This window comes from Bartonella japonica, from assembly GCF_040545385.1.
GTDB classification, from domain to species: Bacteria; Pseudomonadota; Alphaproteobacteria; order Rhizobiales; family Rhizobiaceae; genus Bartonella; species Bartonella japonica.
Window position 1 is genome coordinate 1 of record NZ_JBEPLT010000017.1, and the last position, 23,138, is coordinate 23,138.

Sequence of the window (23,138 nt, forward strand, 5' to 3'; positions counted from 1 at the left end):
ACGGAAAATGAAGTTAATCAGAAAAATGATACTGATGTGCGTACTGAGCTCTCTGACTGGTTGCGCAACAAATAAATATATTTCTTCTTGTGTTGGTTGGCTCCCCATTTATGTAGAAAAACAAGATGTGAACGTCATCAGTTCAAACTTAGCAAGAGAGATCTTAAAGCATAACAAGCAAGGTGAACACTTATGTGGATGGAAGCATGGCCAGAAAAAAATTGAAAAAACCAATAGAGCTCACGGATACAGAAAAAGAAATGCTGCAAGAAATAATACGGACCTATCAAGGTATGAAAATGATGTCCCGCCTTATGAGATGGATAGCATTTTTCATTTTTCTGCTGATCCTTAATTTTGCTCGTCTTACGGATGCAATAGACAATATCTTTATTCATTTCAAACAGTGGTTCTCCAAGAATTAGATATCCCTTGCGATTAAAAAGCGTTCTTTAAGTAGGTTCATAAGAGCCATTTTTAGTCCTTTTTTATACAAATTTGATCCACACACTCATCCCACTTGTTATGTGCAAATGAGTGGTTTTGATTGATTCAAGATAAGCAGGTTTGAAATGAGAGAATCTTACATTATTCGGGACTCTTATTCAATATGAATAATGCTAGATTATCATTATAAATCAATGCCTTGCCTTAAGGCAAAAAAGCGCGTAAGTAATAAAATATCAAAAATGCTTAAAAATAGAACACATGGGCATCCCAATTGCACCATATTTGCTGACAACCTCCGTGATCATTTAATGATCCTAGGGTAATCTTTGTGCCTTCCATTCAATTTTGCACTTCCTCACCTGTTTGTTGAGACACTTTCTTTTTTCAGTAAAAGAAACCCGCTTTTTTCAGTAAAAGAAACCCGAAATTAAACAGAGGAAATGTTATATTTTTAAGATTTATACGTGTGATGCCCCATCTCCAAGAGCCATATACATAGCAGAAATCCCCTTTGGAAAAGGACTTAGATATAAAAATGAGAAATGAAAGAATGAATAAAATGATGCGGTTTTGATGAGCCATAATCCAGCTCCATCCGCATATTTACCTTTAGGCAAATTTTTTTACAGATAAGGCGGATAATCTATCACGTGTTCTTGTTTTCCTAACCACTTTTTGAATTGTGCTTTTGACAGATTCATCAGGTATCAAAATCGTATAAAAAAGACAATTAAGAAACAAAAACAATGCATTATAAATGAAATAAACAGCGATATCACGCGATATTATAGAAAACCTATAACTGGTGCGGGTGGTCGGACTCGAACCGACACTCCTTTCGGAACCAGATTTTGAGTCTGGCGCGTCTACCAGTTCCACCACACCCGCATCACTTAATAAAAGACAAAACCGTCGATTATTCCTCTGCACTATATGAAGAAGGATAGATTCGTCAACATCAGATTTCTGCTTTTTTAAGAATTCGTATTATTTTTTCTCTATTGGTCTTTTGCTCTATTCGTCTTTTTCTCTATTGATCTTAAGAATACTTTCCCTATCGATCTTGGAAATATTCCCCACTGGCTCCATGAGCGGCTTAAACTATCAAATTTATAAAGTACAATTTGTAAAGTCTTTACCTCTTAGACTTATAAAAGTCGCCATGATATTAAAGAAACTAAAGCTTTGGACTATTTCTTTAGCAAGTCGGCGTACGGCGCCTTACTGGCTTGGTTTTATTTCCTTTATTGAAAGTTCTGTTTTTCCGATTCCGGTAGATGTTTTATATCTTCCGATGGCGCTTGTTCGTCCTCTTCAAGCTTATCGCTACGCTCTTATTGCCACTTTATGTTCTGTTTTAGGCGGAATTTTGGGCTGGTTTATTGGTCATTTTGCCTATGACACCCTTGCCAAACCGATTTTGGAATTTTATGGTAAAGTTGAAAGTTTTCAATCGTTACAAAGCAATACCACCCTGCAATTTCTGATTATTTTAATGATAAGTTCAGGTTTTTTACACCTTCCACCTATCAAGATTGTTACGATTTTGGCAGGTGCCATGAGTGTGCATCTTGGACTCTTTATTCTTATCTGTATTCTTGCCCGCGGAGCTCGTTTCTACCTTTTAGCATGGCTCGTTCAACGTTTTGGAAAGCAAGCAATGGATTTTATTTCCCGCTATTTTAAATGGATTGTCTTGATTGGTTGTGTTAGTGTTTTGCTTATTTACGGATTTTCCATAGCTTTTGTTAACAAGCACCTTTTGTTTTAAGGAATATATTCAATGCCCAGCATTTTGTTTTTTCAACGTAGTTTGAACAAGCACCTTCATTTTACTCTCAGTAGAAAAGAGCAAAGTTTATGGGCTTTTTTTCTAGCTTTTTGCCTCTCTGCGACGATAGGTTTAGCTCTTGGCTTTGAATATATAGGAGGATATCTTCCTTGCGATTTATGCCTCATTGAGCGTTTGCCATATTATGGTGCCATACCATTTTTAATTCTAGCGGGTATTGGAACATGGTTTTCCCGCATGTATTCTTGGATCCAACTTCTATTTTTGTGTGTCTTTGTTTTAATGACCATCAGCCTTATTTTAGCGACATATCATGCGGGTGTTGAATATGGTTTTTGGCCGGCTCCTACTAGTTGTGGAATAAGAGCAACAAACAGGATAACAGATATTAACAATCTCTTTGACCGATTGAATAATATCCATCCTCCTTCTTGTTCTGAAGCGTCAGCACATTTTCTTTTTCTTTCTTTTTCCGGTTGGAATGTCGTTGCCAGTCTATTTTACATGCTTATCAGCTTTTATGTTGCTTCAAAAGGTCTTTTGTCGGACCATAAAAACTGTAAGAGCAAAAATGAAGAGTAAAACACGTGCACCAGTGGTCTCTAGCCAAAACATACCTCGCTCCCACTCCAGATACTAGAAGCCATTCTCCGATAACTTCTTCCTACACTTCGCGCCATAATCTCCACACAGCGCCATAGCACCTCACTCTTCACGACATGCTTTAACACCATTGATTGAAATGATTTCCAGAAAGCGGCCTAGCATTTTTCTCCTTATTTCATTTTTTCACACAGTTTTTCTTACCAACTTATTTTATCCTCCTTATTGCTCCATTTATTGAGTCTTTTGTTTTCTTTACATACCAGCGTTTTTTCCATCGCTGCTTTTTCTGATTTCTACATTTTAGATTGACTTTCACTTTTTTTATCTTATATCTTAGAATTATTCTAAAGTACAAAGGGCTAGAAAATGTTGAATTTATTTTCATTTGTACAGCGTAAAGCTCTATCCTTTCGTTCAGCACAAAAGATGCTCATTCAAGCACTCAAAACAAAAGAACAGCATGCAGCGTTCTATTTAAAATATGCGAAAGCTTTAAGATCTTATTCTTCTAGGCAAGCAACAATTTTCACAGCCCTAGGCCTACAAGAGCTTAGAAATTATAAGAATCTTCTTTACTTTTCTTGTAGCGGTCGTACAAAAGCTCTCGATTCATTGTGTGGTGGATCTTCTCTTGTAATAAGAAACTCGCATCATACAAGTTCTCGAATACAATTGGACAATCGCGCGACAAAGAAACCATCAAAAACACAAAAACAGACCATTTTAACGTGGATTCAACCTGGTCTTGCAGGTTTAATGGATGGCTCTGTCTCTACTCTTGCACCGATTTTTGCTGCTGCTTTTGCAACGGGTGATACACATCAAACCTTTTTGATAGGCCTCTCATCTTCGGTTGGAGCAGGTCTTTCAATGGGTTTTACAGAAGCAGCTCACGATGACGGCAAATTATCGGGTCGTGGTTCTCCACTCAAAAGAGGTTTTGCCAGCGGTATTATGACAACGTTGGGAGGATTAGGTCACACTTTTCCTTATTTGATCAACTCTTTTTACATCGCGACAATTATTGCATTTATTATTGTTTTTTTTGAATTGTTGGCGATTGTTTGGATTCAAAATAAATTCATGTCGACTCCTTTTTGGCGTGCATCTTTACAGGTTATCATTGGTGGAGTTCTTGTTTTTGCCACAGGAGTTCTTATCGGCAATATTTGAAACAGGTTCTGAATAAACAAGCTCGAAGGATCACTTTTTCCACCAACTTTTCATGAGAAAGAGTGCAAAAAGAGTGATATCTTTCTCTTTTTGTCCTGCATCTTTACAAGTTACATTGGAGAGCTTGCGTTTTTTCCACAAGTATTTTTATCGGCAATATCTGAAACAGGTTCTGAATAAACAAGCTCGAAGGATCACTTTTTCCACCAACTTTTCATGAGAAAGAGTGCAAAAAGATTAATATCTTCCCCTTTTTAGCACGTATTTTTATAGGTTATAATTTGTGGAGAGCTCATTTGTTACAAATATTCTTCTCGGCAGTATCTAAAAAATATTCTCTAAACGGACACTGAAAACAACCTTCATCTGCTAGACCTTTATCCACAGACCTTTATCGACTTGTTTTATGAGCGACTTTTGCTAAAGTGATGCTTATTCTTTTTTAGATTTGTTTTATATTTTGGAGATGCATTGACCATGCCTCACACGCGAGCCGATGTGCAGTTAAACAACGAAGAGATCCTTTCTTCCTCACCTGTTTTTTTTCACCCTTCAGGGAAAGTGACTTTATCCGTCCATTGCCTTGAGCATGGGCAAGGTTTAGAGCTTCCTCACTATGCCACAGCAGGGTCTGCTGGTCTTGATCTCCGTGCAGCACTTCGTGAAGAAGAGACTATTGTTCTTACCCCTGGACAACGTGCACTTATTCCAACGGGTCTCGTTTTTCACCTTTTACCTGGATTTGAAGCACAAATACGTCCACGCTCTGGTTTAGCTTTAAAACATGGCATCACCTGCTTAAACACACCCGGAACAATTGACAGTGATTACCGCGGAGAAGTGAAAGTTCTTCTTGTGAATTTGGGACAAGAAGACTTTACCATTCAACGTGGCATGCGCATTGCACAAACGGTCATTGCACCAGTTATGCAAGTGAATGTTTGTATCATTGATCCCGATCAGAAAGAAGATCTCCAAAGCGAGACAGGAAGCCGAGGTGCAGGAGGATTTGGTTCAACGGGTCAAGACTAACAAACTCCTGATGAAGAAAAACCACCGTCCTGTCTCTTAAGCTGTGCACTTATTCCAACGGGTCTCGTTTTTCACCTTTTACCTGGATTTGAAGCACAAATACGTCCACGCTCTGGTTTAGCTTTAAAACATGGCATCACCTGCTTAAACACACCCGGAACAATTGACAGTGATTAGCCGGCAGAGAAGTGAAAGTTCTTCTTGTGAATTTGGGACAAGAAGACTTTACCATTCAACGTGGCATGCGCATTGCACAAACGGTCATTGCACCAGTTATGCAAGTGAATGTTTGTGTCATTGATCCCGATCAGAAAGAAGATCTCCAAAGCGAGACGGAAAGCTAAAGTACCAAAAGAGAAAAATATCAAGGGAAGATTCGCTTAACGGGTGGAGCTTGACTTAACAGGTAACGTCAACAATCCCACTCATGACTGAACACTTTACTCTACAGGAGAAACCGATCCCATTACAGAATTATTGGCGTTTACCACAGCACCTGTGGCCGCAACACCTGTAGCACCTGCGTCACCTGTTGCATTTATCCCTACATTGCCAACCACTGTGTTTGTCTTGCCCAGTTTTCTATCACCAACTGCATCTTTTGCAGCAATATGAGAAGATTTTTGCAACCCCATAAGACCGACTTTAGTATATCCAGCAGTTCGTATTTGATTAAGCAAATCCACAACAGCTCCATAATCAATTTCGGCATCAGCTTTGATCAAAATCTTTGTTTCTAGATTTTGATCTGTTGCCTTTAACACAGTTTCCATAAAATCTGTTTGATTGACAAGCTGATCACCAACATAAAGAGAACGATCTTTTTGCAAAGTCACGTAAAGAGGCTCATCAGGTTGAGCCACCGTAGGCACTTGGGTTATAGAAGGAAGTTGAACCGGAATAACGGATGTTGCCAAAGGTGCAGCCACCATAAAAACAATAAGCAACACCAGAACGACATCAATAAAAGGGGTTACATTTATTTCGTTGTGCAACCCACCATCATCTGTTTCCCAATTATCATTAAAGCTTGCTTTCATCTTTTACGACTTTTCTGTTGTCTGTGTCTATCAAGCTCACGGCTTAAGAGTCTTTCAATTGCAGCAGCAATATCGCCTAAATCGTTGCGATAACTACTCAAAGCACGCATAAGGCTATTGTACATAATAACAGCAGGAATAGCTACAAAAAGCCCGATAGCTGTTGCAAGAAGTGCTTCGGCAATTCCAGGAGCGACAACATCAAGCCGTGTTGTTTGAGACTGAGCAATACCGATAAAAGAATTCATTATCCCCCAAACAGTTGCAAAAAGACCAACAAAAGGAGCAATAGCACCGATGGTTGCAAGAATAGCGCTTCCGCATGCTATACGACGCGTAGCAGCCAGTAAGCAGCGTGACAAAAGCGAATGCACTCTTTCTTTTACACTCTCATTCATCTCATGTGCAATTTCTCCATACTGATCGATTTTTTCATAGAGGAAAGAATCTTCATAAATAACGGTTTGTGTCTCTTGTTTTAGGCCAACTCTTTCACCAAAATCTTTACTGGCCGTTTCAGCTCCTGCCGTTTCAGCTCCTATTGAATCAGCCTGCTGTGTAGAAAGATAGACCTCTTTAAGCACTTCTTTGAGAAAGAACATACCGGCACCCTTACTCTCTTTCAATCCAGCAGCCAAATGCGCAAGGGTCTGAGCCTGAAGAACCAATTGAAGTTCATAATGGGCTCTTCGTTTTACCAGAACGATTTCAACGATTTTAACAAAGGTAATTGTCCAAGATGCAAGAGAAGCAAGCAACAAAACAACGATCACAGCTTTCACCACCCAATCAGCTGCCATGAACATAGAAAAAGGAGAAAAATCATGTGCTAAAAATACAGCAGACGTACTTTCTAAGGGTCCTGTCTCAGATTCCATTTTTATCTCACATCATTATCTTTTTGGTTTTACAGCTACCTCCCCATAACATTACTTTTGCACAACACTACCTGTTTAATATCGCTTCGTGTTAATCTAGAGAATAAAACTTGATAAATCAAGTATAGTTTTATTTTAGAAAATATCTCCTATAAGAAAGACTTTTCCAGAAAATTTCTTTCTTTCTTAATAAATTAATCTCATCAAATTAAGTTTATCGCACAAGATACTTCAACGCTCATAATTTTTATCCCTCAATGAGCCGCTGTAAATAAGGAACAACAAATTGATTTATAAAGATAATTTATTTCTACCTGCCAAATAGCTACACGAAAATACAGAAATATTTTATTTCAATCTTTCTGATAGAAGATGACCTTTCTCATGCAAAATCAGAAAAGACTATTTGCTTGCAAATCACAAAAAGAACTCCCGAGAAGATAGCAACCAAAAGAACAAAATTATTGCCTTTATACAAAATCACCAACTCCATTAGGAGCTAAAAATATCATTATGGTATTTTATGCATAAAATGGTGTTTCATGCATAAAAGAATGCTAACAAATACAAGATGGCACCACCCGATAGATCCATCATATCACTCATCTGCAAAAGTGATTGTATAGTCAAACAAGATTCATTTTGAAAAAACTTTAAAGTTGAATAATGTAAGGGAACTAAAAAAAATATTTTGCGTTACCTAAGCAGTGAACATTTTGACTCCAAAGCAAATAATCACAATCACAGTGAAAACACGAAATAATGAGTAATGGTAAGTCAGAAAGGAAAAAATATCATGGCATACAAAAAAACAACAGAGAATAATAAAACGGCAAGAGAAAAAAATTTGCAAGGACAATTTGAGAAGTTAGGGAGTGAGATTTCAGGAATCACCTCGACACTGACAGATATTGGTGCAGACAAATTGAATGCTGTTAAAAACAAAGCTGAAAAATTGTATCACTCTGCGAAAGAAAACAGTGAAGACGTTTTATCACAAGCAAAAGAAACCATTGGTAATCTTGAACAAAGCATGAATCAATGCGTTCGTAAAAATCCTGGAAAAAGCGTTCTGTTTGCAGCAGGCGTTGGTTTTATTCTTTCTCAATTGTTGCGTCGTTAAACAATGAATATGTTTATTGCTCCTCTTCTAAACCATCTTATCGGTGGAGGAATCAAAAGCACAACCCAAAAGATACGCTTTCAAGCAATTTGCGGGATAGTTATTGGCGTTTCATTGTTTATGTCGTTGATCTTTTTATGCATTACAGGCTTTATTGCATTATGTTCGGTTATGAAGCCTCTTGCAGCAGCGAGCGTGCTCTTTTTTATTTGGCTTTTCATTTCAGGACTAGGGATTTTATTTAGCAAATTTTCCAATTCCATCCAGCGTTATGACCAACAGAAGAAGGCAGAAGAGCAACGCCATCAGCTTATAACCGATGCAACAGTTTCCGGTATTGCGATGCTAAGCAAGCATTTACCTTTTTCTAAATTAAGCGTCCCTGTGCTTGGACTAGCAACGTATTTTTTGTGGAAAAAAGATAAAAAAGACCGGCTTTTCAGATGAGAATATGTAATTCCTTTCAAACCCTCGTGGTGTTTTCTTTCTCTTTGAAAGGAAACACCTTTTTTGTTTCCCATCCACTCATATTGTAGCCATATTACTCTTGATTATGAGACCTTGAAACAAAAGATTGAACAGAGAAATGGCACCATTTTCACCACCCTATGAACATAAGATTCTTTTATCCCTACCTGTCATACCCTCAACTTTTCAAAGCATTCTTCCGGCAAATATCTCCTAAAGCTTTTCGTTGCGCGCTTTCAGTCATAGCGCTTTCAACCATAACGCAGATAAGCAGACCAATTCCAGAAACAAAGATCTCACTATGCTGCTTTATGCCGTATTTGTGGATGATACTACCTACGCCCTATAAATATTCACGATCCTTCCACTGAAGCACCCATTTTTGAATTTGAAAGTGCATCATGATGGGAAATCACATCAATCATCTCTGTCACCACAGCGTCAAGCATTTCTCGCTCATCGCCTTCAGCCATAATACGGATCACTGGCTCTGTTCCAGAAGCACGGATAACCAATCGTGCTTCTTTTCCCAAACGCTGTATTGTTTGATCTATAGCGGTTTTGACAGGATTCTTTTTCAGCACATTTTTGTTTTTAATCGTTACATTTTTTAAAATTTGTGGCACTGGCTCAAATCGCTTACACAATTGGCTCATAGGGCTTTGGCTCTCAAGCATACAAGCTAAAATCTGCAAAGCAGCCACTAAGCCATCACCGGTTGTACCAAAATCACTTAACACAATATGCCCTGAAGCTTCACCGCCAACATTATATCCTTTTTGACGCATAGCATCGACAACATAACGGTCACCAACATTTGTTCGAATAAGCTCTAATCCTTTAGCATTCAAGAAACGCTCGAGCCCAAGATTCGACATAATTGTTGTCACAACACCGTTGCATTGTAAGCGCCCTGTTTTATGCCAATGTTCAGCAATCACAGCGATCAACTGATCTCCATCAATCGTTTGCGCTTTTTCATCAACAATGAGAACACGATCTCCATCCCCATCGAGCGCAATCCCCACATCAGCACGCACTTCATGCACTTTTCGTTTGAGAGAAGTTAAATCCGTTGATCCACATTTTTGATTAATATTGGTCCCACTTGGAGTATCATGAATAGCAAAAACCTCAGCACCTAATTCCCACAAAGCACGGGGTGCAGCTTTATAAGCAGCACCATTTGCACAATCGACAACAATTCGCAAAGAATCCAAGCGCACCTCACGTGGTAAGGTTCGTTTAGCATATTCGATATAGCGATAAATATCGCCTTCAACTCTTTTTACATAACCAATTTCAGCACAACCGGCTAAAGCTTTTGAAAGATCTGTATCGATCAATTGTTCAATTTTTGCTTCAACATCATCTGAAAGCTTAAACCCATCGGGACCAAAAAGTTTAATTCCATTATCATAATAAGGATTATGAGAAGCAGAAATCATCACTCCAAGATCAGCACGAAGTGACCGACAAAGCATAGAAACAGCAGGCGTTGGAACTGGTCCCAATAAGAAAACCTCCATCCCTGCAGCTGTAAGTCCTGAAACCAAAGCATTTTCCAACATATAACCAGACAATCGAGTGTCCTTACCAATCACCACACGATGGGACTGATGTTGTGAACGAAACAAAACTCCAACAGCCATTCCTACTTTCATAGCAAAATCTGGTGTCATGGGAAAAGAATTGGCTTTGCCACGAATTCCATCTGTACCAAAATATTTTTGTGCCATCCCTCTTTCCTTTACATACGATTCCTGTCTTTCAGCCCTAACAAAGCAAAACCTTGGCACAACGAGATTCTCAATATAGTAAGATTATTGACATCTCTTCATTCCTTCAGACAACCAAGATACCTGCCATCTCAAAAAACTCTATTTCCTCTAAAAACCACACCTACTTCACCAATTCTGCTTCCCTACCCCATACTTCAAGCAGTATTACTTTAAAGCAGTATTATCCTACGCATATGGTTCTTTCAAAAAGCACAAAAAAGAACCTTACGATCCCTGCTTCACATAACAGCCCACAAAACACCTCTACGCACGCACTGCAATCCCGCGGACATAAAGCTGTCCTTACGCACATACTCTTAACATTGCTTTGAAGGCGCGAGTTTTGCTCGCGCCTTTCTCAAAGAATTTCACTTAAAATCTTCCCCAAAACATAGCAACTCAACGATCGTTAGAAAGTTCCTATTTATCTTTATCGGATCCTGTAGAATCTGATTTTTTTTCAGAACTGCTTTTAATTTTAGAACGATTTACTGCCTTGGCAATATTTTTAGTGCTTGGTGCTTTTTTTACAGTTCCCTGAGATTTATCTCCTGTAAACTCAACCTTACTGGATTTGGCATTACCAGATTTTGTTGTTTTCTTTTCAACTTTTTTCTCTACTGTCTCTACCTCTAATTTATTATCACCTTCTTTATCAGCATTTATTTTCTCAGCATTTGCCTTCTCGGCTTTTATTGCATTGGAACTTTCCTCATTGGCTCCAATTTTAGGTACTGAAGAAGCACGCGGAGAAGAGTTCTCATCTTTTTGTGTTCGTGAAGGAGGTTTTCCTGCAATGACTTCATTAATTTCAGCGCCAGTTAGAGTTTCATATTCCAACAAACCTTTCGCAAGAGCGAACCATTCTTTCTTTTTTGTTTTCAGAATTTTTGTAGCATTTGTATAAGCTTCATCAATCAGTTTACGCACTTCAGCATCGATCATGCGTGCTGTTTCTTCAGAAACATTTTGCGTTCGTGCCACGGAATGTCCTAAAAAGACTTCATCCTGATTATCACCATATGCAACATTTCCAAGGATGTCAGAAAATCCCCATCGTGTGATCATTGCACGCGCTAACTTTGTCGCTTGTTCAATATCGGAAGAAGCACCGGACGTAATATTTTCCTTTCCAAATTTTAATTCTTCCGCCACACGTCCACCCATCATAATAGCCAAACGAGAAATCATCCACCGGTAACTCATGGAATAGCGATCACCTTCAGGCAATTGCATCACCATTCCCAGTGCTCTTCCTCTTGGTACGATTGTTGCTTTGTGGACAGGATCTGCAACAGGGACATTAAGAGCGACGATAGCATGTCCAGCTTCGTGATATGCGGTGAGTTCCTTTTCTTCTTGTGTCATAGCAGTTGAACGACGTTCAGCTCCCATCATCACCTTATCTTTTGCATCTTCGAACTCTTGCATTGTCACGACTCTTTTATTGCGGCTAGCAGCCATAAGAGCAGCTTCATTAACAAGATTCATCAAATCAGCACCGGAAAATCCTGGTGTTCCTCTTGCTAAAACTTTCAGATCAACATTAGGAGCTAAAGGGACGTTTCGTGCATGGACTTTTAAAATTTGCTCACGGCCTGAAACATCGGGGTTTGGTACAACCACTTGCCGATCGAAGCGTCCTGGTCTTAACAAAGCAGGATCGAGCACATCGGGACGGTTTGTTGCAGCAATAAGAATGATGCTTTCATTGGGCTCAAAACCATCCATTTCGACCAGCAGCTGATTTAAGGTTTGTTCACGTTCATCGTTTCCACCCCCTAGTCCTGCACCACGATGACGTCCAACAGCATCGATTTCATCAATAAAGATAATACATGGTGCATTTTTTTTAGCCTGTTCGAACATATCACGCACGCGACTTGCACCAACACCGACAAACATTTCAACAAAATCAGACCCTGAAATGGTAAAGAATGGTACATTGGCTTCGCCTGCCACAGAGCGTGCAAGCAAAGTTTTACCGGTTCCTGGAGGACCAACAAGCAAAACGCCCCGTGGGATACGTCCCCCTAAGCGTTGAAATTTTTGTGGTTCACGTAAAAACTCGACAATTTCCTGTAGATCTTGCTTTGCCTCTTCAACACCAGCGACATCCTTAAAGGTAACCCGCCCTTGTGCTTCATTGAGCAATTTTGCTTTTGATTTGCCAAATCCCATTGCCCCACGTGATCCACTTTGCATCTGCCGCATAAAGAAGACCCATGCCCCAACGATAATAATAACAGGCAATAAAGAAAAGAGAAGATTGAGAAAGATGCTATTTCCAGAGTTTTCAGGAATAGCTTTGACATTAACACTCTTGTTTTCCAACTTTTCTATCAAACCTGGATCGCGTGGCGCATAAGTTGAAACAACTCTATGGTCGACAGTTTGTCCTGTTAATTTTTGACCTTGAATGGTTACAGCTTTAAGCTCATTATTCTCAACTTTTTGCAAAAATTCAGAATAGGAGATCTCTCCGCCCCCAGAACGCTGCCCCCCTCCATTAAAGAGAGAAAAGGATACAATCAAAATCAAGGCAATAATTCCCCAAATAAGGAGAGAGCGGTAATTAGAATTCATATTCAGCCCACTTTAATCAAATATTATAGATCTTAAATAGTTCCTCTTAACATATAACCTTGTCTGTCCCTTGCCAAGGTATGAGAGGATGTTTATTCTTTTTTAGAGTGATTTTTCTTCATCTTTTCACCTCAAAATTAAAAAAAGGTTCAACAACATTCACAAAATCGGCATCTTCGCGTGATAAAAGCCAATCAAAAGGTGCCATAACGCGCTTGATGAAAACATTTTGATGAGAAAAGTTCTGATAAGTCAACTCTGGAATATCATAGCCTTTATCACTTGAAATCATCAGCAACGATTGTAACGACGGAAAATGAGGATGTTCAAGCTGAAAACTTTTGTTTTGAAATAAAGATTTCAACTGTTCCAAACTTGCCGATCCAACCTTTATGGCATGAGATTCATGGTTGGTAATCTGATAACGCCCATCCCATAAAAAAGTTTTTCTTGGTGCAATAATTGCCTCTTTCATGTTTCGAGATTCACGCCAAACAGTGATCCCATTTCTGTTATATTCAATGACAGATCCAACCAATGTCAAGCGTTGCTTTTCAGGAAAGATGAGACAAAGCCTTTGAATAAGCGTCCTTAATTTTTGAGTCGGAAGCAAATAAAAACCGCCACCCATCAGGACAGCAAAAAGCCCAACAACAAATGGAAAACATGGATGTTTTTGTAAGAATAACGTAGGCTTTGCAATAAAGCAACGTCCATATTCAACAGCAATATCGAGAGCTAAAATCAAATCAGCAACACTTCGTGCCTGTTGACGGCGTTTAAGTGTGGCTTCATGAATTCTTTGTGCAATATCGGTAAGCTTTTGTGTCTGAAGGGCTTGACGCACACGCACACGTTCAAAATTGAGATCTTGATTTGTTGGATCATCGATCCACGTTTTGCCTTTTAAGCATAAATAAGCACGCAATGTTTTGCGCTTTACACCAAGGAGTGGACGAATCAAGCGTATTTCTCGACGCAACAAAGCCTCACGCGGGATACAAGATAAACCACGTTCATAGATCACTCCATAGTTTTTTTCATCCATAAGAAAGCTTTTTTGTGCAATATTTTTTCCAGTTTTTGCGGAACAAACCTTTTTACGCATATCCTCAATGGCTTCTCGTAATTCTTCCCCGACATGACCTCCAGCACACATCCTATTAGATAAGTACTTACCACGCATACTGCTATCGCGAGCATCTACAAAAATTTGCTGCTGCCCTCCCCCAACATTGCTTCCCATATAAAACTTTTCACGCTCCCTAGGCTCTTGTTGCTGCCCCCATGCACTTTTTTGGAAACGCTGATACCGCATCTGATAAGTTTCAACCTGATCATTGAGCGTATGTCCTGTCATAATAAGCGCCGCGCCTTGTTTTTGCGCTTCTTGAAACAAGAGGTCATAGCGTGCAACACGAGCACTTGAAGCGATACAGGTTTTTGGCTTTTCGCCTTCCCACCGCACAATGATATGTTTAATGCGATGGGCATGACAAGTTTCTGCAACTTTTTCCGCCTCACGAGCTGATTCTTTACGCAATTGATGATCAACAGTAACAGCAATGATTTCTGGAGGAAAAGAGAGAGTTTTCACATAGTCGTTGACCAAAAACAGCAAAGCTAAAGAATCACTCCCTCCTGAAACTGCAAGAATCACCTTTTGACACTGGATAAAATCCGATGTTTTAAAGAGATCTCCTGCTAGTCTAATGTGCACTGCGAAAAGCTCCGCTCCTCTTTAAGGTTTACAAATTCAGAGATTTACAAAAGACAGCCCCTAATGTGTTGTTGTGGTATGTTGATTTTTTTGCAAGATCTGCACAAACCTCTTTATTCTGATCAAGAGCCACCATACTCCTTGCTAATTTCAGCAAAACTTCGGAAGTATAGAGCTTCTTCTTATCTGCATACCATGCAGTGAGATAAACTTGTGCTGCTTCATGGTAACGTTTTTGTCCCAACAAAGATTCTGCCAACAAAAATGAAACCTCATCATTCAAAGGATCTTTTTGATAACGATGTTGAAAAGCGCAAAAGGCTTTTTCAGCTTCGGCATATTTGGCAGAAAGAATAAGATCATAGCCTTTTTTATACAATGCTTTGGGAGAAAGAAGAGGATCATCTTTGCCCTGACTCGATTCAGCATGATTGCTTTTTTCATGCATTTTCTCTAAGCGCTCCTGCGCTTCCTGCAAATGGCTTTCGTAATCATGGCTCTTCACATCAGCAACAGTTTTCTGGTTGTTTTGCGTGTCATACTCCTGAACCATTCTTTCCTTTGCAGCCTGCCAGTTTTCGTCCAAAGCAGCATTCTCAGCAGAACAAGAATAAACGAAAGAGTTTTCTTTATCAAAAAGCTGATGGAATTGTTTTTGAACATCCTTTATATCGTTCTTCTCAAGAACCATTTGTATGCTCTGCAAGAGTGTATCTAAATCGTAATCTTTAAACAGAGCCTTCTGATTTTCTAGAATAAACTCCCGACTGTGAATCATTCCCTGAAAGGAAAGAGAAGCAGGATCAGCCACACTAGCTTTCTCCACCTCACTATCAATAGCCTTATTCATTGCATCAGTCGCCTTATCTGCAGCATCAGTCGCCCCATCTGCAGCATCAGTCGCCCCATCTGCAGCACCAGCCGCCCCATCTACAGCACCAGTCGCCCCATCTACAGCATCAGTCGCCCCATCTGCAGCATCAGTCGCCCCATCTACAGCATCAGTCGCCCCATCTACAGCACCAGTCGCCCCATCTACAGCACCAGCCGCCCCATCTACAGCACCAGCCGCCCCATCTACAGCACCAGCCGCCCCATCTACAGCACCAGTCACCCCATCTACAGCACCAGTCACCCCATCTACAGCACCAGCCGCCTTATCTGCAGCACCAGTCGCCCCATCTACAGCACCAGCCGCCTTATCTGCAGCACCAGTCGCCTTATCTGCAGCATCATTAGTTTTCGTGGCATCATCAGTAGAGTATTGAGAAGCCTTGCGCGCTGCACTTTGAGCAGACGACGAAAAACAAGCTATGAGGACTGCCATACAAAAGAAAATTTTCCAATTTTTACGATACATCCACATGATTCCTTTCCCTTCTGTTAAGAATCAATCTAACGGTTAAAAAAAACGTTTGTTTTTAACGACCACTCATATTACGAACAGTTGTAACCGCACGACGATTTTGGTTCCAGCAAGAAATATCATCACACACTGCTACGGGCCTTTCTTTTCCGTAAGAAATTGTTTGAATCCGTTGTGTAGACACACCAAGAGAAATCAAATAATTACGTACAGCAACAGCACGACGTTGTCCCAGTGCCAAATTATATTCACGTGTGCCCCGCTCATCAGCATGACCTTCGATCATAATAGAATAATAAGGATAACGAAGCAACCATTCTGCTTGACGCATTAAAATACTTTCAGCATCAGCATCGATAGAAGAAGAATCAAGACTAAAGAAAACGCGATCTCCAACGTTCACTGTAAACTCTTTCCTTGAACCTGGCCCTGAATCTAGCTCAGCATCATTTAAATAAGAAGCATTCATACCTTTAAATTGACCAACATTTCTTTTGTCACACCCAACCAAAGACAATGAAAAAAACAAAGCAATAGCTAAAGGATGAAGGATAATACTTTTTGTAGAGCGCATATATTGATTCTCCTTGTAAAGATTGGGAATTGAAAGGATATACTTTTTCAACAATGCTTTAAGAATTGCTGTTTATTTCTTTTAAGAATAGTTGTTAATTCCTAATGAAAGCAAAATTTTCTCTCATTTTTTCGTTATCATTTTAAATTCCCACTGCTTTTTCACGTGCAGCTTCTGATACACACGAGAAACTGCGCTTTTTTTTGTCATAATCGTACATTATTCTGTTTCTGCATCATCCTGTTGTTTTTTTTGCAAAGCGTTTAATTTTGCAAAAACTTTATCGGCATCAAAATTCTTATTAAGATGATCCTCGCTTTCCTCTTCGTCGAAAGCAATATTTTCCGTCACTGAAGCTGGAAGCAAAGACATATCTCCCTCTGCAGAAACAGGACGATTTTTTGCAGCGCGCTGGAGTTCTAAATCGAAATCAATTTGTGAACATAATCCCAATCCTACAGGATCAAGAGGAACCAAATTAGCACTATTCCAATGGGTCCTCATGCGAATTTGTTCAATTGTTGCTTTTGTTGTTCCGATGAGGCGTGCAATTTGTGCATCTTTCAATTCGGGATGGTTCATCACCAACCACAAGATACCATTAGGACGATCTTGGCGCCGAGAAAGGGGGATATAACGTGCCCCTTTACGTTTTTTTTCTGGGATATGAACCCTAGACTCGGAAATTTTTAAGCGCGCAGTTTTATCAGCCTCTACCCGTGCAATTTCACTGCGTGTCAATTGTCCAGAACTAATAGGGTTTAACCCCTTGATACCATGAGCAGCTTCACCATCAGCAATAGCTTTCACTTCTAACACATGCAATTTACAAAACTCTGCAATTTGATCAAAAGAAAGAGCTGTGTTATCAACCAACCAAACAGCTGTAGCTTTGGGCATCAAAAGTTGCGTTGCCATCTCTATAATATCCTCTTAATTTGCCTCTTTTTAAGGCTGATTATTGCCCACTTTGGAGCACTGGTGTCTTTTTATACGTTAGGCACTCTTTACCCACTTTATAAGAGAGTGAGACATGGAATAAACCATTTTAGGGAATAAACCATTTTTGCCATGAAATTACATTCTGTTATAGCCTGATTTTTGATGTACGACAAGAGAGGTGTCTTTTAATGATCCTCAAGAGAGTCTCTTTACCTTTCAGGTGAATTTTCTTATAAGGAATTTGTTTGATCACTTCACCTTATACTGTGGCGCATTCAATTCTGGTGGAATCTGTGTTTTATTGCCTTAAATTTAAGGATTCCCAATTGAAAGGAAAGCCCTCAAACTGGAAGGAAGACTATGGCAGGCCATTCACAATTTAAAAATATTATGCACCGTAAAGGGCGTCAAGATGCAATGCGCTCAAAAATATTTTCCAAGCTTGCACGAGAAATTACAGTTGCAGCAAAACAAGGTGCTCCTGATCCAGCGATGAATCCACGCTTAAGGCTTGCTGTTCAGAATGCTAAAGCACAATCGATGCCAAAAGATAATATTGAACGCGCAATTAAAAAAGCATCAGGCAATGATGTAGAACATTATGATGAAGTGCGCTATGAGGGATATGGTCCAGGGGGTGTTGCAGTTATTGTGGAAGCTTTAACCGATAACCGCAACCGTACTGCTTCCAACGTGCGAGCTGCTTTTACAAAATCAGGTGGAGCTCTAGGAGAAACTGGTTCTGTGAGCTTCATGTTTCATCGGATCGGTGAGATAATCTATAAGCCAGAAGCAGGAACAGCAGACAACATCATGGAAGCAGCAATCGAAGCTGGAGCTGAAGATGTACAATCAGATGAAACAGAACACCATATTATCTGCGCATTTGAAAATATTGGTGAAGTTTCTAAAATACTTGAAGCAAAACTTGGTGAAGCAGAATCAATCAAAACTATTTGGAAAGCAACAACTCTTGCACCAATAGATGAAGAGAAAGCTGTATCCGTTTTACGGCTTATTGCAACCTTAGAAGAAGATGATGATGTGCAAAATGTTTATGCCAATTTTGATGTCAGCGATGAAATTTTGGCAAAACTATCGGTATAATCTCTACAAAATCATCACTATGTGTGCTCTCTTTTCATGAGAGCCTCTTTTGATGTTCACTCTCTATAGATAAACATAATTCACTCACTCTATAGACAAGCGTACAGTTCTTTATTCTACCATAGGCTATAAAGACTAATATACTGATTCATAAGAATATCTAGCCATTTTACATCTTAAATGAGAAATCCGCATAGAGCAAAGTCCTCTCATTGGTTACTTTCTGATTATATTGACTATCATTTGATGTAAGAAGTAACATAAATGAAAGAGAGGAAGTCAGTGCCCAAAATACAAACAAGTAAAGAGAGATTAGTTCTTTTATAGTTCTCTATTTTATGAAAAATAATACTTACTATTACAATATTCTTAGATCTTTTTGGCTTAAGAGTATTTTCTGTTATAACATTCTTATCAACGAATAGTGGAACAACAACGTTCCTAATCTACTTTTTCTCTTTTGCATGAAAATTTGCTTTTTTTCTTCTGATGATATAACGACAACAAAAATATCTTAAAACAGCAGAAAAATGGCTATTTAATATATCCAAGAAAGGGGAAAAATGAAAAAAGTTGTTTTATTAAGTATCATAGCGTTATTTGTAGCAAGCTGTGAAAAAACCTACAGCGTTGAAGAATTTAAAAAAGATGAGAAATTGAGAAACGAGTGGGGAGAAAAGTGTTTTCGCTCAGGAAAAGCTGATAAAAAATCTAAAAATTGTCAAAATGTACTCCAAGCAGATAATGAAATGTTTTTCTCACAACCATCTCCTTCCACAGATGAACCATCTCCTTCCACAGATGAACCATCTCCTTCCACAGATGAACCATCTCCTTCCACAGATGAACCATCTCCTTCCACAGATGAAGAGAATGTTTTAAAAGACAATTAAATAATAAATTTAAAATACAAAATATATAAGAAAGAGTCCGTAGACTCTTTCTTTTTTTTTAAAAAAGGGTTGTCCCCAAGATTTTTTGTCATAACCCGAAGCTAAAGAAGCGGATTTTGAAGACATCCTTTTCTCATTTATTCGGATAAATTGAAAAACATGTTTTTCTTAAAACTCTACCTGCGCAATAAAAATAATAATGCCATGAAGAAAAATACGAATACAAAAAGCATACTAGTCTTTATCACTCAATTTTTTTATTTTTCTCGTCTGCAATTGTGTTCGCAGCAATAATTCTTACTTCGATTCCATCTAAGGCGAATGATGAGCATGAGAGACCTGCATAATCATCGTTTTTTTGTGGTATTGGAGGAGTATTAAGATTTGCTGTATTTCCATTTTAGACACAACCAAACCAACCCCTAAAACACCTCGATGCTAAAGTTGCAACATGTTTTGATCTACCACAGCGTAAATAAAAAAATACACAATGAGCAAACCCAATAGCATTCTTTACTTCATGAGGCGTTTATCTTCTTTAAAAGTCAACGCCCCAATCACGTAAAATAGAACGCCATTGGGTTGCAGTTTCACGGATTTGTTTTAAAGATAGATCTCTCAATGCTCCCAAGTTCATTTTGCGACAACAGCTGTAAATAATATAGCGTAAAAGCCATTGTGCACACCATCTTCACGCTTATGAGGGAGCAAACTGGCACCATCATTCTGTTTTCCAGCTCCCAATATGACTACAGCTCTTGCATGAAGACGATTCATAAGAAGCATTTTTAATCTTTTCCTATACAATTACCCACACAGCCGTCCCGATTATGGTGTGAAAATGAGTCATTTTGATTGATTCAAAATAAATGGGTTTGAAGTGAGCAAATCTTACAATATTCAGGGCTTTTAATTCAATATGAAAACAGTAAATTATCGTTATAAATCAATGTATTGCTATTAAATTACTACACTGCAATGGCAAAACTTCTCTTGTATATTCTCAACATATTTAATAAAAAACATAAAAGTTTTCTCTTCATTTTTTTTGAGGGATTATTTTCTAAGGGATTTTCTCTCAATTTTATGATTTCAAAACGACAGTGTATAAGATATAAAGTTTATAATGTATTGAAACAAATCAGTTGGAAATGCAACAATCCTCTTTCCAATTTTCCAATATATCTGTCGTTATACTTTTTCTTCATGAGAACCCATTTGTTTGTTTTTATCAAGCAGCGTATTTTACTGTATAGCGAGCAATGGTGACCATGCAGGATCAGAAGCATCATTGGGCGTTGGCAAGAGACGTTCATTGCGCCCAGTAATGTCAATCGTATAAAGTTTTGGTCCCATCCCCGGATTTTTTCGGAAAAACATCAGCACACGACCATTAGGGGCCCAAGCTGGTCCTTCATTGTGAAATCCTGTGGTTAAAATCCGTTCTCCTTGTCCATCAGGGCGCATAACACCAATAGAGAACTGTCCATCTAATTGTTTTGTAAAAGCGATATAATCACCACGTGGTGACCAAATGGGTGTAGAATAACTTCCCTCTTTTGAAGAAATTCGCTGCACATTGCTACCATCGGCATTCATTGTGTAAAGTTGTGGTTTTCCGCTTCGGTCTGATGAAAAGACAATTTGTGTTCCATCAGGCGAATAAGAAGCTGAAGTGTCAATGGCTGAAGTTGTTGTAAGCCTTGTCATTGTGCGGGTACGTAGATCCATCGTGTAAAGATTTGCACTTCCATCATTTTGCAACAAGCTCATAATCACTTTTTGCCCATCAGAAGAAAAACGCGGAGCAATTGTCATATTGTTAAAGGTGCCGATTAATTCCCTTTGCCCCATTTCAATTTGCTGAAGATAAACATGAGGTATTTTATTGTTCTCGTAAGCCATATATGCGATTTCTTGTCGTTTTGGTGAAAACCGTGGTGTCAGTACCAACTCACTGCCATCGGAAATATAGATCAAATTTGCTCCATCTTGATCCATAATTGCTAAGCGTTTGATACGTGCATCCTGGGGTCCTGTTTCATCTATAAAAACAATCCGTGTATCAAAATAACCACTTTCTCCGGTCATCTCACGATAAATTTGATCTGCGATCATATGTGCAACACGCCGCCAGCGTTCTGTAGCTGTATAAAAACGCCGTCCTATGAGTTGACGCTGTCCAAAGACATCCCATAAGCGAAAATCGACTCTCAATCGTCCATCCATTTCTCTTATAACTTGCCCCGTAACCAAACCTTGCGCTTTTATTTTTTTCCAATGAGAAAAATTTGGCTGTTTGTTAGGATTGGAGATTTTTTCCCAAAAGGATTTCTTATCGAGAGGTAAAAAAAGTCCCGATCTTTCAAGATCATCGGTAACCACAGCCGCTATTTTTAATCCAATCGAATCATTAGAAATAAAATCTGGAATTGCAATGGGAATAGGATTAAAATCAGCCGTAGAAATAGTACCTTTCAACTGTGCATGAACAGATGAAAAACTCGAAAGCCACAAACAGCAAGTGACAATAAGCCAAGAAAAAAATGTGTATCTCGTCGTAACTATCATAGCTCTGCTTCCTTTCATCGGGCGGAATAAATGTTTTCTATTTTACCGTATCGCTTCTTGAAGGGGATCAACATTAAAATCAAAGCCTTGCCCCCACAAATCATACTGATCGCGTGGAAGCTCTGTATAAGGCTGGCATGAAAAAACCGCTGCATAGACCTGCCTTATCATAATAGTTTGCTGACTCTCAGCACCACTTAATACGTCAACGATTGGATCTCCCATAACCATTCCTTCACGATCTAGGTAAAACCGCAAACGCACCACCGGACGATTTTTTAAATCTCCACCAAGAGCAACAAGTCTAAGCTTTTTCTGAATACACCCCCCCACTATACTGACCAACGTTTGTGCCATTTTTGTGGTATCTGAAATTTTTTTTCTTGCCCCCAAAGCTTCTGGTGTATGAGAACGCTTTGCTCCCCCTCCTTGCGTACGCGCACGATTGAGCAGATCATTTTCTTCCATTGCCAAAATATCTTCAATGGTTTGATCAGTTGTTTGGGAATTTTTCTTAGCTTGTGCGTTTTGGAGTGCAGATTGTTTATCAGGTTTTGGTTTTAAATGTGGAAGAAGAGATTTTTCTGGAAGTACAATTTTGGGAGAATTCTGGAATATTTTCTCTTTCTCTACAGACCCTTTTTGTAACGTTGGAACTAATTTTTGCAATGAGGTTACTTCTTTCTGTTTTTTCTTCTCTAAGGGCACCTCTGGCGTAACCTTCTCAGCAACCTCTGACTTCTCTAAGGGCACCTCTGGTGTAACCTTCTCAGCAACCTCTGACTTCTCTAAGGGCACCTCTGGCGTAACCTTCTCAACAACCTCTGACTTCTCTAAGGGCACCTCTGGCATAATCTTCTCAGCAACCTCTGGTGTCTCTAAGGGCACCTCTGGTGTAACCTTCTCAGCAACCTCTGGCTTCTCTAAGGGCACCTCTGGTGTAACCTTCTCAGCAACCTCTGGTGTCTCTAAGGGCACCTCTGGTGTAACCTTCTCAGCAACCTCTGGCTTCTCTAAGGGCACCTCTGGTGTAACC

The 23,138-nt window shown here is 39.2% G+C and carries 20 protein-coding genes, 1 tRNA gene and 1 pseudogene; 10 read left to right on the forward strand and 12 right to left on the reverse strand.

The features are described 5' to 3' along the window. The first annotated feature begins 206 nt into the window (after positions 1-206). Positions 207-425: a hypothetical protein gene (locus ABID39_RS06715; protein ID WP_354187254.1), complete on the forward strand. Its 219-nt coding sequence runs from the start codon at positions 207-209 to the stop codon at positions 423-425. A gap of 828 nt (positions 426-1,253) precedes the next feature. Here the strand turns inward: ABID39_RS06715 and ABID39_RS06720 are convergent. Further along, positions 1,254-1,338, reverse strand: a tRNA-Leu gene (locus ABID39_RS06720). A gap of 274 nt (positions 1,339-1,612) precedes the next feature. Here ABID39_RS06720 and ABID39_RS06725 point away from each other — a divergent pair. The 5 genes and pseudogenes from ABID39_RS06725 to dut (ABID39_RS06745) form a co-directional block, all read left to right on the forward strand. Then, complete coding sequence (locus ABID39_RS06725; RefSeq protein ID WP_354187256.1) at positions 1,613-2,221, forward strand: YqaA family protein; 609 nt, start codon at positions 1,613-1,615, stop codon at positions 2,219-2,221. Positions 2,222-2,233: 12 nt separating this feature from the next. Further along, positions 2,234-2,824, forward strand: a complete 591-nt coding sequence (locus ABID39_RS06730; protein ID WP_354187258.1) for a disulfide bond formation protein B — start codon at positions 2,234-2,236, stop codon at positions 2,822-2,824. Between the two features lie 390 nt (positions 2,825-3,214). After that, positions 3,215-4,021, forward strand: a complete 807-nt coding sequence (locus ABID39_RS06735; RefSeq protein ID WP_354187260.1) for a VIT1/CCC1 transporter family protein — start codon at positions 3,215-3,217, stop codon at positions 4,019-4,021. A 477-nt stretch (positions 4,022-4,498) separates the two neighbouring features. Continuing rightward, positions 4,499-5,053, forward strand: a complete 555-nt coding sequence (dut, locus tag ABID39_RS06740) for a dUTP diphosphatase (protein ID WP_354187262.1) — start codon at positions 4,499-4,501, stop codon at positions 5,051-5,053. 45 nt (positions 5,054-5,098) lie between these two features. Beyond that, positions 5,099-5,397: pseudogene (dut, locus tag ABID39_RS06745) on the forward strand (dUTP diphosphatase); the annotation flags it as partial. Between the two features lie 96 nt (positions 5,398-5,493). Here dut (ABID39_RS06745) and ABID39_RS06750 read toward each other — a convergent pair. After that, a complete protein-coding gene (locus ABID39_RS06750; protein ID WP_354187264.1) occupies positions 5,494-6,093 on the reverse strand; it encodes a biopolymer transporter ExbD in 600 nt (199 codons plus the stop codon). Further along, positions 6,090-6,971, reverse strand: a complete 882-nt coding sequence (locus tag ABID39_RS06755) for a MotA/TolQ/ExbB proton channel family protein (RefSeq protein WP_354187266.1) — start codon at positions 6,969-6,971, stop codon at positions 6,090-6,092. The genes ABID39_RS06750 and ABID39_RS06755 overlap by 4 nt, the downstream gene beginning before the upstream one ends. A gap of 796 nt (positions 6,972-7,767) precedes the next feature. On the opposite strand from ABID39_RS06755, the gene ABID39_RS06760 reads away from it, so the two are divergent. Both ABID39_RS06760 and ABID39_RS06765 read left to right on the forward strand, forming a co-directional pair. Beyond that, positions 7,768-8,094, forward strand: coding sequence for an ElaB/YgaM/YqjD family protein (locus tag ABID39_RS06760; RefSeq protein ID WP_354187268.1), 327 nt, complete (start codon positions 7,768-7,770; stop codon positions 8,092-8,094). 3 nt (positions 8,095-8,097) lie between these two features. After that, the gene (locus ABID39_RS06765; protein WP_354187269.1) at positions 8,098-8,541 is read left to right on the forward strand and encodes a hypothetical protein; all 444 of its coding nucleotides are present in this window, start codon (positions 8,098-8,100) and stop codon (positions 8,539-8,541) included. A gap of 374 nt (positions 8,542-8,915) precedes the next feature. On the opposite strand, the gene glmM is transcribed toward ABID39_RS06765, so the two are convergent. From glmM to ABID39_RS06795, 6 genes are all read right to left on the reverse strand, one after another. Then, complete coding sequence (gene glmM, locus ABID39_RS06770; RefSeq protein ID WP_354187271.1) at positions 8,916-10,301, reverse strand: phosphoglucosamine mutase; 1,386 nt, start codon at positions 10,299-10,301, stop codon at positions 8,916-8,918. Between the two features lie 462 nt (positions 10,302-10,763). Then, on the reverse strand, positions 10,764-12,929 hold the full coding sequence (gene ftsH, locus ABID39_RS06775) for an ATP-dependent zinc metalloprotease FtsH (protein WP_354187273.1): 2,166 nt from the start codon (positions 12,927-12,929) through the stop codon (positions 10,764-10,766). 118 nt (positions 12,930-13,047) lie between these two features. Further along, positions 13,048-14,649: a tRNA lysidine(34) synthetase TilS gene (tilS, locus tag ABID39_RS06780; protein WP_354187275.1), complete on the reverse strand. Its 1,602-nt coding sequence runs from the start codon at positions 14,647-14,649 to the stop codon at positions 13,048-13,050. Positions 14,650-14,677: 28 nt separating this feature from the next. After that, complete coding sequence (locus tag ABID39_RS06785; RefSeq protein ID WP_354187277.1) at positions 14,678-16,009, reverse strand: tetratricopeptide repeat protein; 1,332 nt, start codon at positions 16,007-16,009, stop codon at positions 14,678-14,680. 61 nt (positions 16,010-16,070) lie between these two features. Then, the gene (gene pal, locus ABID39_RS06790; RefSeq protein WP_354187279.1) at positions 16,071-16,589 is read right to left on the reverse strand and encodes a peptidoglycan-associated lipoprotein Pal; all 519 of its coding nucleotides are present in this window, start codon (positions 16,587-16,589) and stop codon (positions 16,071-16,073) included. A 219-nt stretch (positions 16,590-16,808) separates the two neighbouring features. After that, on the reverse strand, positions 16,809-17,507 hold the full coding sequence (locus tag ABID39_RS06795; RefSeq protein WP_354187281.1) for a DUF1013 domain-containing protein: 699 nt from the start codon (positions 17,505-17,507) through the stop codon (positions 16,809-16,811). 384 nt (positions 17,508-17,891) lie between these two features. On the opposite strand from ABID39_RS06795, the gene ABID39_RS06800 reads away from it, so the two are divergent. Together ABID39_RS06800 and ABID39_RS06805 are read left to right on the forward strand one after the other, a co-directional pair. Then, positions 17,892-18,638: a YebC/PmpR family DNA-binding transcriptional regulator gene (locus ABID39_RS06800; RefSeq protein ID WP_354187283.1), complete on the forward strand. Its 747-nt coding sequence runs from the start codon at positions 17,892-17,894 to the stop codon at positions 18,636-18,638. A 563-nt stretch (positions 18,639-19,201) separates the two neighbouring features. Beyond that, entirely contained in the window at positions 19,202-19,531 is a 330-nt protein-coding gene (locus ABID39_RS06805; RefSeq protein ID WP_354187285.1) for an EexN family lipoprotein, read from the forward strand. Between the two features lie 633 nt (positions 19,532-20,164). Here the strand turns inward: ABID39_RS06805 and ABID39_RS06810 are convergent. From ABID39_RS06810 to ABID39_RS06820, 3 genes are all read right to left on the reverse strand, one after another. Further along, positions 20,165-20,317 carry a hypothetical protein gene (locus ABID39_RS06810; RefSeq protein WP_435521311.1) on the reverse strand — a complete coding sequence of 51 codons (153 nt, stop codon included), beginning with the start codon at positions 20,315-20,317 and terminating at the stop codon, positions 20,165-20,167. 459 nt (positions 20,318-20,776) lie between these two features. Then, positions 20,777-22,099, reverse strand: coding sequence for a Tol-Pal system beta propeller repeat protein TolB (tolB, locus tag ABID39_RS06815; RefSeq protein ID WP_354187289.1), 1,323 nt, complete (start codon positions 22,097-22,099; stop codon positions 20,777-20,779). Positions 22,100-22,144: 45 nt separating this feature from the next. Further along, positions 22,145-23,138 (reverse strand): hypothetical protein (locus ABID39_RS06820; RefSeq protein WP_354187287.1); only part of this gene is annotated, 994 nt, incomplete at its 5' end.